The sequence below is a fragment of the Paraflavitalea pollutisoli genome, assembly GCF_029360705.1.
GTDB classification, from domain to species: domain Bacteria; phylum Bacteroidota; class Bacteroidia; order Chitinophagales; family Chitinophagaceae; genus Paraflavitalea; species Paraflavitalea pollutisoli.
The window spans coordinates 889,992-904,572 of the sequence record NZ_JARKMX010000014.1; the positions used below are offsets into that span (position 1 = coordinate 889,992).

The 14,581-nt window shown below is 49.3% G+C and carries 9 protein-coding genes; 2 read left to right on the top strand and 7 right to left on the bottom strand.

The annotated features are described in order from the left end of the window. Window positions 1-12: 12 nt before the first annotated feature. Window positions 13-3,201: a SusC/RagA family TonB-linked outer membrane protein gene (locus tag P2W70_RS33920; protein ID WP_276486065.1), complete on the bottom strand. Its 3,189-nt coding sequence runs from the start codon at window positions 3,199-3,201 to the stop codon at window positions 13-15. A gap of 315 nt (window positions 3,202-3,516) precedes the next feature. Here P2W70_RS33920 and P2W70_RS33925 point away from each other — a divergent pair, with 315 nt between their 5' ends. Both P2W70_RS33925 and P2W70_RS33930 read left to right on the top strand, forming a co-directional pair. Further along, window positions 3,517-6,717 (top strand): ligand-binding sensor domain-containing protein, encoded by a 3,201-nt coding sequence (locus tag P2W70_RS33925; RefSeq protein WP_276486067.1) that lies wholly within the window; start codon window positions 3,517-3,519, stop codon window positions 6,715-6,717. A gap of 10 nt (window positions 6,718-6,727) precedes the next feature. Further along, window positions 6,728-7,498, top strand: a complete 771-nt coding sequence (locus P2W70_RS33930; protein ID WP_276486068.1) for a response regulator transcription factor — start codon at window positions 6,728-6,730, stop codon at window positions 7,496-7,498. Between the two features lie 77 nt (window positions 7,499-7,575). Here the strand turns inward: P2W70_RS33930 and P2W70_RS33935 are convergent, their stop codons facing one another. Genes P2W70_RS33935 through P2W70_RS33960 form a run of 6 tightly spaced genes read right to left on the bottom strand, consistent with a single transcriptional unit; the run spans window position 7,576 to window position 14,192 of the window. Continuing rightward, on the bottom strand, window positions 7,576-10,323 hold the full coding sequence (locus P2W70_RS33935) for a T9SS type A sorting domain-containing protein (protein WP_276486069.1): 2,748 nt from the start codon (window positions 10,321-10,323) through the stop codon (window positions 7,576-7,578). Window positions 10,324-10,363: 40 nt separating this feature from the next. Beyond that, a complete protein-coding gene (locus P2W70_RS33940) occupies window positions 10,364-11,341 on the bottom strand; it encodes a methionyl-tRNA formyltransferase (protein ID WP_276486070.1) in 978 nt (325 codons plus the stop codon). After that, window positions 11,338-12,471, bottom strand: a complete 1,134-nt coding sequence (locus P2W70_RS33945; protein ID WP_276486071.1) for an ABC transporter substrate-binding protein — start codon at window positions 12,469-12,471, stop codon at window positions 11,338-11,340. Before P2W70_RS33945 ends, P2W70_RS33940 begins: the two co-directional genes overlap by 4 nt. A gap of 12 nt (window positions 12,472-12,483) precedes the next feature. Further along, window positions 12,484-13,026: a phage tail protein gene (locus P2W70_RS33950; protein WP_276486072.1), complete on the bottom strand. Its 543-nt coding sequence runs from the start codon at window positions 13,024-13,026 to the stop codon at window positions 12,484-12,486. Window positions 13,027-13,063: 37 nt separating this feature from the next. Then, window positions 13,064-13,597, bottom strand: a complete 534-nt coding sequence (locus P2W70_RS33955; RefSeq protein WP_276486073.1) for a phage tail protein — start codon at window positions 13,595-13,597, stop codon at window positions 13,064-13,066. A gap of 52 nt (window positions 13,598-13,649) precedes the next feature. Beyond that, window positions 13,650-14,192 (bottom strand): phage tail protein, encoded by a 543-nt coding sequence (locus tag P2W70_RS33960; protein WP_276486074.1) that lies wholly within the window; start codon window positions 14,190-14,192, stop codon window positions 13,650-13,652. Between the last annotated feature and the right edge of the window lie 389 nt (window positions 14,193-14,581).

Below are 14,581 nucleotides of genomic sequence, written 5' to 3' on the forward strand. Positions count from 1 at the left end.
GCAAGTGTTAGATTATAAGGAAAGGTTTACGCCTACATTCACCACACGGCTCTGCGGATACTGCAGACCATTGTCATCGATTACCTCAGGATCGATACCGTATTTATTCAGGTTATCGATCGAGAACAGGTTGTATACATTCACGTAGAATCTTGCTCTTTGTACCTTAACCCTGTTCAGAAGATTCTTTGGAATAGCATAACCTACTTCAATAGTACGCGCACGGATATAAGTTACATTGTGCAACCAATAGGTACTGTTGCGATAGTTGCTATGACCACCATTGTTGTATCGGAAGGCCGGGTATTTTCCGGGAATCCATTTACTGTTGAGGTCAAAAGGATTTTCATGGCGCCAGCGATCGGTCAGCATCAGGTTAAGCGCACCCTCATTTTGGAAAGGCCACCTTTGCTCCCAGTTCTGGTTCCAGGCGTACATACCACCACCAGAGAAGTCAGCAGTGAAGTCTACTCCCTTGTACTGCAAACCGATGCTGAAACCGAAGGTGATGTTGGGCTGTCCGCCAGTGGTATAACCGATCGGCCTTTCGTCGTATCCAGTAATGCGTCCATCACCATTAATATCTTCATAGATGATATCGCCGGGCAACAAGGTCTTATTGCCTTGCCCGTCCTGATCTACCGGGTGGTTATTGATTTGCTCCTGTGTCTGGAATTGACCCTGAGAAACATATCCCCAGAATATATCGCGGTAACGGTCAGGGCTTGTATTGCCAGAATTGCGGAAGTGATCCCAGGAATTGTTCCAGCGTGGCTTGTACGATTTCACGAATTTGCCACGGGAGATCATACCGTTGCCACTTACCGTGTAATTCAGGTTCCCCATTTTGCCTGTGTAAGCCAATGAAGCTTCGAAACCGGTTTGCGATTCATCACGTACGTTTTCATCAGGTAATCCATATCCAAGCTCTTCAGGCAACAGGATATCGTATTTCTGACCACGAAGACCAGACCGGAGACGATAGAAATAGTCCACCGAACCGCGCAGAGCGTTGTTGAACAGGGCGAAATCGGCTCCGATATCAGTGATCTTACTCTTATACCAGGTGATGTTCTTGATTGGCTCACCACGGTTCACAGAGGTGATCAGCGCTGACCCACTAAGGATGGCGATACCTGCATTGTAGTTATACCCAGACAGGTAGTCAAATGGACCGATACCTACGTCATCATCCCCTGTGATACCCCAGGAGGCCCTTATTTTGAAGTCGGAGATCACAGAATTGCTACCGGCTACCTTGTTGAAGAAATTCTCTTCAGACAATCTCCAGGCGCCCGATACATAGGGGAAGTAACCTACCCTTCTGTCCGGTGCAAATTTCCAGGATGCGTCGCGACGTACCGAAGCCTCAAAAATGTATTTGTTGGAGTAGCTATAGTTGACCCGGCCTATGTAACCGATACGGGCCTCGCGGTCGTCTCTGTCATCATAGCGATCCATCGTAGAGAAATAGATCAACGGTAAGGCGTTAGTTTTGGGCACTGCATGCAGGTAATAATCGAGGTTGCGGATATCCTGTTTTTCCGCGACGGCTGTAGCACCTATAGTATGTTCACCAAAAGTCCGGTTATAGCTCAATTGCCATTGCCAGATATTACGCATTACCTTGCTGGTACCACGTTCGCGCCAGGGATTGGTTACTGACGCAGTTACTTTATAGGTATCTGTTGTCGGATCGTAGTTGTAGGCGTCGTAGGTATACTCGTGGCCGTTCATGACCTTATCGGCCAGGTAGTAAGAGAACTGCGCCCGGGCGGAAAGTCCTTTTACATAAGGAACCTGGTACTCGGCATTGAAGTTGGTTTGCAATACGCGCCAGTCTTCACGCCAATAACCCGACCTGGCTTTGTTGAGCAGGCCCCAGTTGGTTTCATTGTGGCGGATATCCTGCAGGTATAGTGGATTGTCGTTGGCATAGGGACGGTCCATGGGTGTATTGCGCAGCAGTGCAAAGCGCGGGGCCCAATAGTCATCCTGACCAGGAACACCGGGCTGATCGCGTGTTTCGATGCGACCATTGATCTGCACACCTACTTTCAATCCATCGGCAATCTTCGCCTCTACGTTACTTTGAATATTGGTACGCCCGAACGTGAATTCCCGGCCCAATACGGCTGTCTGATCAAAGCGGGTAACGGAGAAATAGTAGTTGATGCGGTCCGATCCACCAGTTGCGCTCGCATTGATAGAAGACATGGGCGCATTCTTTTGGATAATATAGTCATACCAGTCAAAGCTCTTGTAGCCATACTCGGTGCCCTGTTTGAATTTCTCCAACTGATCCTGGGTAATGGACGTGCTACCAAATTGGTTCATCTCGGCCTCTGCTTTACCCAACATCCAGTCGTAGGAGTTGTTGACGGCGCGAGGGAAACGGGTCCATGTTTGCCACGCAGTATAGGCATCTACATTTACCGTATTGCGCGTTCCTGTACGCCCGCGTTTGGTAGTCACCACGACAACACCGTTGGCAGCACGTACGCCGTAGATGGCCGCCGAGGCGTCTTTCAACACAGTGATGGTCTCAATGTCATTAGGTGCCAGGTTATTGAACTGTCCGGCGTCCTGCTGTATACCATCGATCACAAACAACGGATTGCCCATGTTGCGGATCTGGATATTCGCACTCGCGCCAGGTCGTCCATCGGCCATCCGGAAGCTCACGCCGGGGATTTTTCCCGCGAGCCCCGAGCTGACGGTAGCACCACCATGAACTTTCTCGATATCCTTGGAAGTGATCGTAGAAATGGCCCCGGTAAGGGATTCCTTCTTCCGGGAGCCATAACCGATAACGACTACTTCACCAAGGTCTTTATTGGCGCTTTCCAGCGCCACAATTATTTGTTTCTGCGATCCTACACGCACCTCTTTGGCAGTAAATCCAATGGAGGTAAATACTAGCACGGCTTTATCATTAGCCACTGTCATGGAGAATGCTCCATCAGCACCGCTAACGACGACGTTGGTAGTACCTTTTTCTGTAATGGTAATGTTCGGCGCTCCTACGCCCACTGTGTCTTTGACGATACCTGTGATCGGGATTCTGGCCCCGTCCTGGGCCTTTGAGAGATTACAAAATACTGAGAGGAGAAGTAGAAGGAAAAGATGTTTTCCTTTTTGCGGCCAGGGAATGCGGCAGCCTGTCATTCCCGGCAGGGAATAGCTAATCGTACACTTCATACGGCAGTTAATTGTTAGTGAATCAATGGAAACGTTTGCATGGAATGGCGCAATCGCTACTGTTCAAAATATGTTCACCATTCGTCAGTAAATTTTGCATTAATCCATTTCATAAGCGACTTTATTCGTCTCATAGTTTCGGCAAAATGTCTCAATCAATAACTCCTAAAGCCTGAAACCCCAGTACTAATACGAATTAGCAGGTTCGCAACCTGCACAGCATAAAGGAGTTGCGACAGCTTGGAATCTATATGCCGGAGTAGTGCCGGGTGGGTCCGATACTTTATTATATTTGTGCAAACCGAACTTATTGCTTTGAAATTTGCTGTCATTTGCATAACGATTGCCTTCTTTGCTGGTTGCCCGTCTGTTGTAGGACAGGGTTATTATTTCCGGCATTACCAGGTGGAGAATGGTCTTTCGAACAATACCGTCTTCTGCAGCGTTCAGGACCGCAAAGGGTTCATGTGGTTTGGCACCAAAGACGGTGTCAACCGGTTCGATGGTATTACCTTTAAGGTATTTCGTCCCGATCCCAACGACCCGCAAAGTCTTGGTAATAATTTCGTCTACAGCATCCACGAAGACTCACGGGGCGTTATTTGGGCCGGCACCCGGGAAGGTCTTTATCGCTACAATGCCTCTACAGAGCGTTTTAGTTATATCCCTAACAGCCGGTTTTCCGATACACGCGACATTACTTCTGACAAAAATGGCAACCTATGGTTTATTGTAGGCCTGAAGCTCTTCAGGTACAATGAAGCAAAAGATAGTATACCGGAACTCATCAATAAGGGCAATACCCAGATATCTGCCATCTGCGTTACCCCGGAAGGACAATTATGGGCCGCCACCGACCACGGGCAGTTACAATCATATGATGCCCGGCAGCAGGTGGATGGACAGTATGATCTGTTTGACCATTCACGCCCCACTTCCTCCCATTGGATAGAAGACATTTTCGATACGGGCCAGGGATATATCCTGGTAGGCACCTCTAATCAGGGCATCAAATGTTTCGACATCAGCCTGCACACCTATAAGGACATCCTGACCTACAATGCCGACAAAACGGAAGTATATGGGCGGGATTTCGCCCACTACGAAGGCGATGAATACTGGATGGCTACCGAATCGGGGGTATATATTTACAACCTGCGAACAGGCGCTTATAGCAACCTGCGCAAAAAATTCAATGATCCCTACTCCATTTCCGACAATGCCGTGTATTCGCTTTGCCGCGACCGCGAAGGAGGTATCTGGGCAGGCACTTATTTTGGCGGCGTCAACTACTATCCCCACCAATATTCCTCCTTTCAGAAGTACTATCCCGACAATACGGCCAACAGCATCAGTGGCAATGCCGTGCGCGAAGTTTGCGCTGACCAGCTCGGTAATCTCTGGATCGGTACGGAAGACGGTGGCCTCAACAAGCTACAGCAGTCAACCGGTAAGGTCACACACTACCTGCCCGATGGTACACACCAGGGAATATCGTACAGCAATATTCATGGTATACTACCAGTTGGCAACGAATTATGGATCGGAACTTTCGAGCATGGACTGGACGTGATGGATATCCAGACAGGCAAAGTCATCCGGCATTATGCCGGCGGCGGCGGCGCCAGTAGTCTCCGAGGAAATTTCATCCTGACCCTGCAGCAGCTACGATCGGGCGAGATCCTCGCAGGCACCCCCTTAGGCCTGTTTCGATATGTGAGAGCGGGAGATCATTTCACCACTGTACCGGAAGCGCCTGGCTACAATTTTGTCTACAGCATTGTAGAAGACCACAATGGCATGATCTGGCTGGCGACTATTGGTAATGGCGTTCTTTATTACCATCCGAAGACTGGTGTGCGGGGCCAGTTGTTGCATGATTCGACCAACAACAACAGCCTACCCTCCGATATCGTCAACAATGTATTCGAAGACAGCCGGCAGTTGCTTTGGTTTGCTACTGAAGGCGGTGGCCTCTGCCGCTACGACCAGGTCAACAAGCAGTTTCGCCGCTATACGACACATGACGGTTTACCCAGCGATTTCGTATTTAAGACACTGGAAGACGGGAAAGGTCATCTATGGGTAAGCACTTCGCGGGGGCTTACCAGTCTCGATCCTCTGACAGGCAGTATGAAAGTCTACACCCGTGCCAATGGCCTGTTGAGCGATCAGTTCAATTACAGTTCGGGGTTCAAGGACAAGGATGGTCGTATGTATTTCGGCAGCGTTCGCGGCCTGATCAGCTTCAATCCTGATGAATTTACGACCAACAACTATGTACCGCCGGTTTACATCACTGGCTTCCAGGTCAATCACAAAGAGTTACCTATTGGACAAACAGGCGATCTGCTGGAACAATCCATCATACAAACCCGGCAGATTACGCTGCCCTACGATGTTTCCACCTTCAGCATCGACTTCGCAGCACTCAGTTATACAGCCCCGGAGATGACGGAATACGCTTATAAGATGGAAGGACTTGATAGGGACTGGACCTACCTCACCGCCAACCGTAAGGTCTATTTTACCGGATTGGCCCCAGGCAATTATGCGTTCACGGTCAGAGCAGCCAACAGTTCCGGAGCATGGAACAGCGCTTTGACGCAGATACAGATCAAGATACTCCCCCCCTGGTGGTTGAGTCATTGGGCCTACCTGGCCTATGCGGTAATCATCACCTGCATCATCCTGAACCTGGTCCGCAACTATCACCGGCGTATCCAGGAAAAGAATGAACGCCGGATGGAATTGATGGAACATGAAAAAGAGAAAGAGTTGTACCAATCCAAGATTGAATTCTTTACCAATGTAGCACACGAAATACGCACGCCGCTAACGCTGATCAAAGGGCCATTGGAAAAAGTGATCCGAAAAGCAGGGGACGTACCAGACCTGCACAATAGCCTGCGCATAATGGAGCGCAATACAGATCGCCTGGTGGACCTGACCAATCAACTGCTTGACTTTCGGCAAACGGAGACAAGCGGTTTCAGCCTGAGCTTTACGCCCGTCAATATCTCTGATCTGCTGGAAGAAACCTACTCGAATTTCAAACCGTTGGCCGAACAACACAACCTGCAATTCACGTTGTACATGCCAGCCCAGCCTTTGCATAGCCTGGCTGATGCCGATGCATTGAATAAGATCTTTAGCAACTTATTCAGCAATGCCGTTAAATACGCCGCTCATCAAGTACACGTGAAGTTGTTACCACAAGCTTCGAAGAATTATTTTATAATCGAGGTCCACAATGACGGAAGTCTGATACCTGATGACATGAAAGAGAAAATATTTGAACCATTCGTGCGCCTGAAAAGAGCCGAGAAAACCAAAGGAACCGGTATCGGTCTGGCTTTGGCCCGGTCTTTGGCACAATTACACCAGGGAGAACTGTACCTTTCTGAACCCTTAAACAGTATGAACATCTTTGTATTAAAACTTCCACTGCTACCGTCAGACAACTCAGCCGTCGCTATATCGACAGATACTACTAAACAACCTGTAAAACCATAACCTTACTGCTATGACACCAACTATCCTTCTGGTAGACGACAATGATGAGATCCTCGAATTCCTCGCCGGAGAGCTGGGAGATCAGTACCATGTATTAAAAGCCACCAATGGCCAGGAAGCATTGACCATCATCGCACAGGAGGCCGTACAGCTCATCGTGAGTGATGTAATGATGCCAGAAATAGATGGCTTCGAGCTTTGCCGACTCATCAAGACCAATTTCGACTACAGTCATATCCCCGTGATCCTGCTGACGGCACGTAATACACTTCAATCGAAAATCGAAGGGCTGAAGCTGGGTGCCGATGCCTATATCGAAAAACCGTTTTCACCCGAGCACCTGCAGGCGCAGATCGCAAACCTGATCAGCAACCGCGTAAAGATCAGAGAATACTTTGCCAACTCCCCATTGGTACATATTAAGAGCATGGCCTACTCTTCGGCGGATGAACAATTCCTCGAATCGCTCAATGAAACGATCCGTCAGCATTTAGATGATACGGAGCTAGACGTAGAGAAGCTGGCAAGGTTTATGAATATGAGCCGCCCTACCCTTTACCGGAAGATCAAAGCGATCTCCAACCTGACACCCAATGAACTCATCAACATTACCCGCCTTAAGAAGGCAGCGGAAATGCTAGCCAGCGGGCAACACAAAGTGTATGAGGTGGCCGATATGGTAGGCTACAATTCCCAGAACAATTTTGGACGAAACTTCCTCAAGCAATTTGGTATTACACCTACAGAATACATGAGTATAAAAAAAGGGGAAGCTGGATAAATAAAACTACCATACATCTTATAAATCACGAACGCGCCTTTACAGGGCGCGTTCGTGATTTATGACGCGTAAGATTGTTACTCTTTCACAATCCGGATGGATTGCCCACCCTTCAGGCGCAAAGTATATACGCCTTTATTGTATTTATCCATATAGATCGTGGTTACACTTTGCGTGACCAGGATTCGCTGCAACGCTCTGCCGGTACCATCATAAAGAATGGCCGTAGTACCGATCAGCTCCTTATCAGTCACATTGAGTGTAGCGGTAATTCTGACGGGGTTGGGATAAAAGCTTACCAATCCACGTCGATCACTTTGAAGGTGAATCACTTTGCTGTAGGTGCTGCGGCCATCGATATCAGTCTGTTTGACCCGATAAGAAGCCTTACCTACCAATGCAATGGACTCTTCCCATTCATAGCTATGTTCTCCATCCCCCTGCGATACCAGGCTTCCTATGACCGAATATTGGACACCATCGATCGACCGTTCTACGCTATAATTGGCAACTTGTTGTTCCTGCACTTTCCAGCTGATGGTAGCCTTGCCCGCATCATTCAATACTCCGTTTAACGACAACCAGGTCACTGGCAGGGCAAACAGGGAGGTTTGCAGGAAGAACCCACTGAATCCAACCACATTGAAACTGATCTCCCAACGGCTAGCCGTGGCATTCCAAACAACGTCTGCATCGGCGGGATCGATCACTGAGGTGCCTGCTTGCGGATAGCTGCTCGGAGCGCCCGTATTATTGTTACTGGTACCTGTGAATTTGGTAAAGCGAACATTCGCCTTACGGGCTGCGTCTGCTGGCCCTGTAGGCAATAGAGCGATTAAGCCAGGGTAGGCATTGAAGGTATTAAACTCTGCCTGGGTAAAGTAAAGGGTAACCCGCCCTGTTGCTGTGGCCGCATTGGTCGCTGGCGTGATTTCGTAGTGCCTTTGCACATAGGGATAAGTGTAGGTTTGTACCGATGCGTCAATCCAAACTTTCGCAGATACGCTACCAGACACTGGATTGGCTCCGTTGGGAACCAACTTTGTAATCAGGTTGCAGGATGCGTCGTAGATGTTTGTATTATTGCCGGATACAATAAAGGTTAAATTGGAGGTTGCACCGGAAGCCAGTTGCGTGGGAGGTAATCCGATCACCACCGGTTTGTTCACGATTGTACCGGCATTATCGGTGATGGTGACTGTATAATTGCCGACACATAGGTTCGACGCCGTCGCCCCGGTGCCGCCGGAAGGACTCCACGAATAAAAATAAGGCGCAACTCCGCCTGTAGCCAGCACGGTAGCAGAACCATCGCACCCATTGGCACAGGTAGCATTTACAACGGATACAGAAGCGGCCAGCGGAGCACCAAATTGGGCGAATAACAAATCACTGGAAGTACCTGCTGCCGTCAGGGTAAAAGGTCCGAAGATGGCCGTGCCTCCAAATTGGCCTGCTAGTGCAAATCGCAGCAATGGTCCACCTGTAGAGATACCCCGACCGATATCATCTACTGTTGTGCTGCCACCACCAGCAGCACCTGCCCATAACCAGGTACCGTCTGTTGATGAGAGACCAGCCACAAAAAGGTCGGCAAAGGCACCACTGCTGTTGATTGTAGTAGTACCAAAAGTAGCTGCCCCTCTGAATTGACCAGTCAGCCCAAGTAATCCAACACCGTTGCTCGTAATTGCATTACCGCGGTCCACATCCGATCCTCCACTGGGTTTTACCGCCCATGCAAAATCGTTGGCATCGAGATTATACCGTGCTACATAGATTTCATCATCACTGCCCCCTGTCAGTGTGATGCTTCCAAAAGTGATCTCGGAATTATCATAAAAGCCCGTAAAGACCACATCCTGTGTGTACACATCGTAGGTTATGCTCAATCCCGCTTCCTCTCCTGCTGTACTCACATTGACAGCGCTTAGAAAAGCGCCGGTACTGGCGTTCATCTCCAGCACAATGATGTCATTTAATCCGGAGTTACCGATCGCTCCCAGGCTACCATAGGTCGCAGCGGTGGCATTATAGCTACCGGTTACTACAATTTCGTTGTAGGGTGCAGGCACATAACATATCCCCCCACCGTTACCATTGTCACCGCTGGCAGTTGACCCACCGCCACTAAGCCACAATGGCGTACCATCGGCTGTAGCAAACTTTGCCACAAACAGATCGGAGCTACTACCACCAGTAGGCGAAATCGTAGTACTGCCCAATGTCATAGATCCGTTGTATGCACCCAGGATATATGGATTACCGCTACCATCGATACAGATTGCGTTTGCAGCATCACCGACAGTTGACCCTACCGGCTTAGCCCACAGCCAGGTGCCGGAGGAGGCACTCAGTTTAGCCACCACAATATCCGTACCACCAGTGGTACTGATCGTAATACTGCCGAATGTAGCTGATGTGCCTGTAATGGTACCTATGATATAAACATTTGTGCCGTCCGTTGCAATCCCAACACCGTTATCTCCTGTAGATCCACCGCCTTTGACGGCCCATTGAAAAGCCCCATTGGCATTATATTTTGCAACTACAATGTCGGAATTGACCGCTGTAAGTTGTCCCGCGGGCGTACCTGCCGGGTCAAAGTTGAGCGTACCTCCAAATTGGCCAACATAGTAGGTATTACCGCTGGCATCTGTAGCGACCCCCCGGGTAGACTCGCCAGGCGCAGACCCTACCCCAAAAGCACTTGTCCAGGTCTGCGCATGCACGGCACCACCCATTAAGAGACCTATCAAAATCATGAATAACCTGCCACAACTGGCAGCATATGACCACGCAGGCAGTAAGTAAATCTTTTTCATAGCAAAGTTTGATGTTATAATTCTTTAACGGTTTTCTGAATCAAGCGATAGCGGGTTCCTGTCCCGCGTCAACTGTTGTCCTGGCAACAGGCAATACACCTAGCCTCGTCAACTTTTGCAAGCCAAACAAAGCCAGTTGATGGCCCATAAAAAATCCTTCTTCGCAATACACGATCTCCGCCTTCAGCAATAGGTTATCAACACAGGTGACCAACAGTCCTTTTTCTTCCGAGATTTCGACGATGGTTCCTGGTATTGCCTCGTTTACTGCTTCCGCAGGATGGATGCTAGCTTCAGTAATGCCAAAGCTCCAGCCATTCCAGGAAGTAACGGCACCTTTGTTCCACGGGTTACAGGCCTTTACCAGGGCTTTGATGCTGGAGGCGGTCATCGTATGCCAATCGATTACCAGGTCGGAGGCCTGTGGTTTCCGGTACCAATTCGACGGTCCTGTTTGCGCAAAGGAGGAGACTTGTCCGGAATCCAGCAAAGGCAGCAAATGCTGCGTTAAATGCTGTCCGGCAAATGCCAGCTGCGTATTTAGCATACCAAAACTTATATCCGGAGAAATAGGGATGGGAGCTTGCATGATCAGCGGTCCGGTATCAAATGATCCATCCATCTGGTGAACGCTGATTCCCCCTTGCGGCACCTGTTGGCGGATTATCCAGAATAATGGGTTCGGCCCTCTCCAACCTGGTAAGGGCGCATAGTGAAAATTGATAAAACCCATCGGTGGAATTGCAAGAACAGCCGCAGGAATCTTCCACGGAAACGTCTTGACCAGTACAACGGCCGGTGAATGAATGTGAAGCCATTCCAACAGTCCTGCTTCCAGGCCTTTTTTAGCAAAAAAGGTGCAGGGTACACGTGCATTACGACAGAGCTGCTCTACGACAGGCCGGATATCTGTGGCAATATCGGCCATACCGACAGCCACCACCCTGCCTGCCTGCAGCAGCGCTGCCAGGGCAGGCAGGGCAAGCCTGTCATTGCACAAAACGCCTATTCTCGTCATATACAGAAATAGTTATTGCGCCATCCTGAGACTACCATCTCATTCTCATAGCCCTGATAATAAGTATGGTCTGAGGCTTCCACGGCTTGTTGTTCAACTACCCGAAATGCGCATTTGCCATTTTCGCCAGCAACGATGTTACCGTAATAAAGCGGCGCATAAGTATGGTGTGTGTTCTGGTGAACCGTGACGCCACCTCTCGGGCTGTTGTAATGCCATCCCTTGAGCGCAGGCGCCCCGGCCTCTAAGCCATAACTCCCCATAATGGCGGCCTCCCAACCAAAAAGCTGAAAGAGGTTGGGCTGTTTGTTACGAGCGTGCATAGCGCTGGTAAACACTCGCTGTTGGTCATTGTCCAGCGTAGAAGCCCAGGGAACAAAGGCATGGAAAGTACCCCCGGGAAAATCGCATTTCGCGAGCAATTGCTCTTCTGCCATATAGGGTGCACAATAAAATGGCAGACTGACTGCCTTAGCTCCTTCTTTTTTTAGTGACTGGAAGAATAATTCCGCGAGATAGGTACTGAAACAGGCAGCCACGCAATCGGCACCCGCTTTATCGAGCATGTCGAGGTAGTCGTTGATGCTGAACTCAGCCACCTTGTATCCGCTGACATAATTGCCACAGACTGCGCCCCCTGATGCAGCTACACTGACATGATAACTCCACGGACCTCTGTATCCGCCATCGTAGAAAGAAGTTGCCATCAGCACCTTTTGCGACTGGCTGGCCAACTGACGACCAGACAGGTAACAGGCATGAGCCCCCTGGAAAGAAATATGATAACAATAATCATTAATGGCTGTCTCGGGTAGTTGCATGCCAGCATCCAGGAAGATGAACGGACGTCGCACAGAAGCCGCCAGTTGGTAAAGTGGTGCGGCATTGGCAGCATTACAATAAGCCACCATTACCTGAACGTCTTCCTGCAGCAGCAGCCTTTCTGCTTTTGCATAATTCGCACTTTCATCCTCTCCAAATCCAATGTTCTCCGTAACCACCTGTGTATCAGGAAGGCCCACCTGCTGTAAGCCGGCCCGCAATCCTTCCAGCATATCGAACCCCATGGCAGGATAATCAGTAGATCGTGGCAGCAGCAATCCAAACTTTAGAGGCATAGTTCTTTGCATTATGGGTAACGGTTAATTTCTGGCCGGAAATACGCCCGCCATACAAATGATGTAATTGAGTGCTAAAAATGGGGGGTGGTTATCAAAAGGTTGCGTCTGCCCGGTAATCCCTGAATTCAGCGGTACATTGTAGGGTTTCATATGCCCGTCGGCTGTGGACGCGAATGCCAGCCCGCCACCTGCTTCTGGTGCATAAATACAGTTATTGGGATTATTGGTTGTTGCGTTGGTGGCAGATGCAGGGGTAATATTCACAGTCATTGCATGCACATGCTGTGGCATTTGACCTGTTGTAAGCGTATTGGTTTCCGTGCCAGCCGACTGGCCAATCACGTAATCGGAGAGGCCAGGCCCCTGTCCTACGCCTATAACCATACGTCCACGGAGGTCGGGCAACGCAAAAGTGGTCGTTCCATTACCTCCGTAATAGGTGCCAATGAGTGAGAACAATGCCGTATTCTGGCTGATCGGAACGATCTGACCGGCACATAATGCCCAGTTTCTGGGAGCGAAATTGCCGGCAAACAAAGTTACATAAGCAAGTACACCGTCCATATATAGAATGTTTGAAAAGGTAAGTGTTGAAGGATGATTAATTGCGTGAAGGGAAGACACCTTCGACTGCGATGATGTAATTCATGGCCAGATAAGGCGGCAGTAAACTTACTGGTTGGCTACCGCCTGCAATCGGTGTGTTCATGGCAAGATCGGCCGGAGCCATGCCAAAACCGTCGGCAGAAGCGCCATACACATTACTGGCGGGTTGCCCCGGTACTGCATTGGCACACGTGTTGGAACCTGAACTGGTTGCGGCCGGAATAGGTGCTGTAAAGGAGATCACCGTATGAGTATGAACAGGTAATTGTCCCGAGGTAAGGGTTACACTCTCCGTTCCGGCAACTTGCCCCAATACCACTGAACTGCCCGGATGAACAGCAACCCGGCTGCTGAGGTTAGGAAGTGCGAAGGTCGTCTGCCCGTCGCCACCATAAATGGTGCCTATCAGCGCAAAAAGTGCCGAATTCTCGGCAATCGAAAGCAATTGTCCGCGGCAGTACATCCAGCCGCGAGGAGCAAAATTGCCCGCGAAAATGGTCACATTCGCTAAGTATGGTTGCACAAACATATTCAGATGTTTAGTAGTTGTTCAATTGATAGTTATTGAATCCGTAATCGGATTAGTTTCTGGAAGGAAAAATACCTTGCAGGCAAATGATATAATTCATGCCCAAATAGGGCGGCATTTTGGAGAACGGCTGCCCACCACCTGCATTTTGTATCGTGGTTGTATAAGCTGGCGCAGCCATGTTGATGGATGCTGTAGCCGCTGCTGCATATCCCTGCGTAAAACCGGCGGGCACCATACCGTCAGGAGACGCTTCTGTGCCTGCGGCGTTATTACACGGGAGCGATACCGGAAGATTTCCGTTGTGGTTGTGTTGAGGCATGTTAGCGATGGTCAACGTGGTGGTCGCACTACCCCCTGCCTGCCCCAACGTATAATTGCCGAGGCCTGGTCCTTGTCCGGTGCCTACGGGAGCACGGTTTTGTAGATTAGGAAGCATAAAAGAGGTAGTGCCGTTGCCTCCGAAAGTGGTGCCCAGGAGCGCAAACAAGGCCTGGTTCTGCGCAATGGCCAGCGTCTGCCCATTGCAAAAAGCCCAGGCTTTAGGAGCAAAATCACCGGCAAAGCAAGTAATAACTGCCATAGTTCCTTCCATAGTGGGATGTTTTGGTTTTTAAGTGAAGACAATAAATATTCAGGCTAAAAAAGAGAACACTTTTTTAACTGCACAGTGATACACAAACAGAATCTTTAACCAGGTATGGTGCGGACAAGGCTATGTGGGTACAATGCTGTATAGCCAACAGCAAAGGTCAGTGGGTTAGCGGGTTATCGCTTCTTTCAGAAGTCCTCAATGTGTCGGTAGGATTAGCTGATACAGGTGTATTGTCAGTAGTCGGTTATAAAAATAGGTAAATTTGATTATATAGTGCAAAAGGAACATAAAACTAGATCTGTTTAACAAAACATACAACCTTCACCGTAAGACTTTATTTGTCAAGCTGTTCAATACTGTTAAGGCTCAAGAGCAGACGGGAAGCCCAG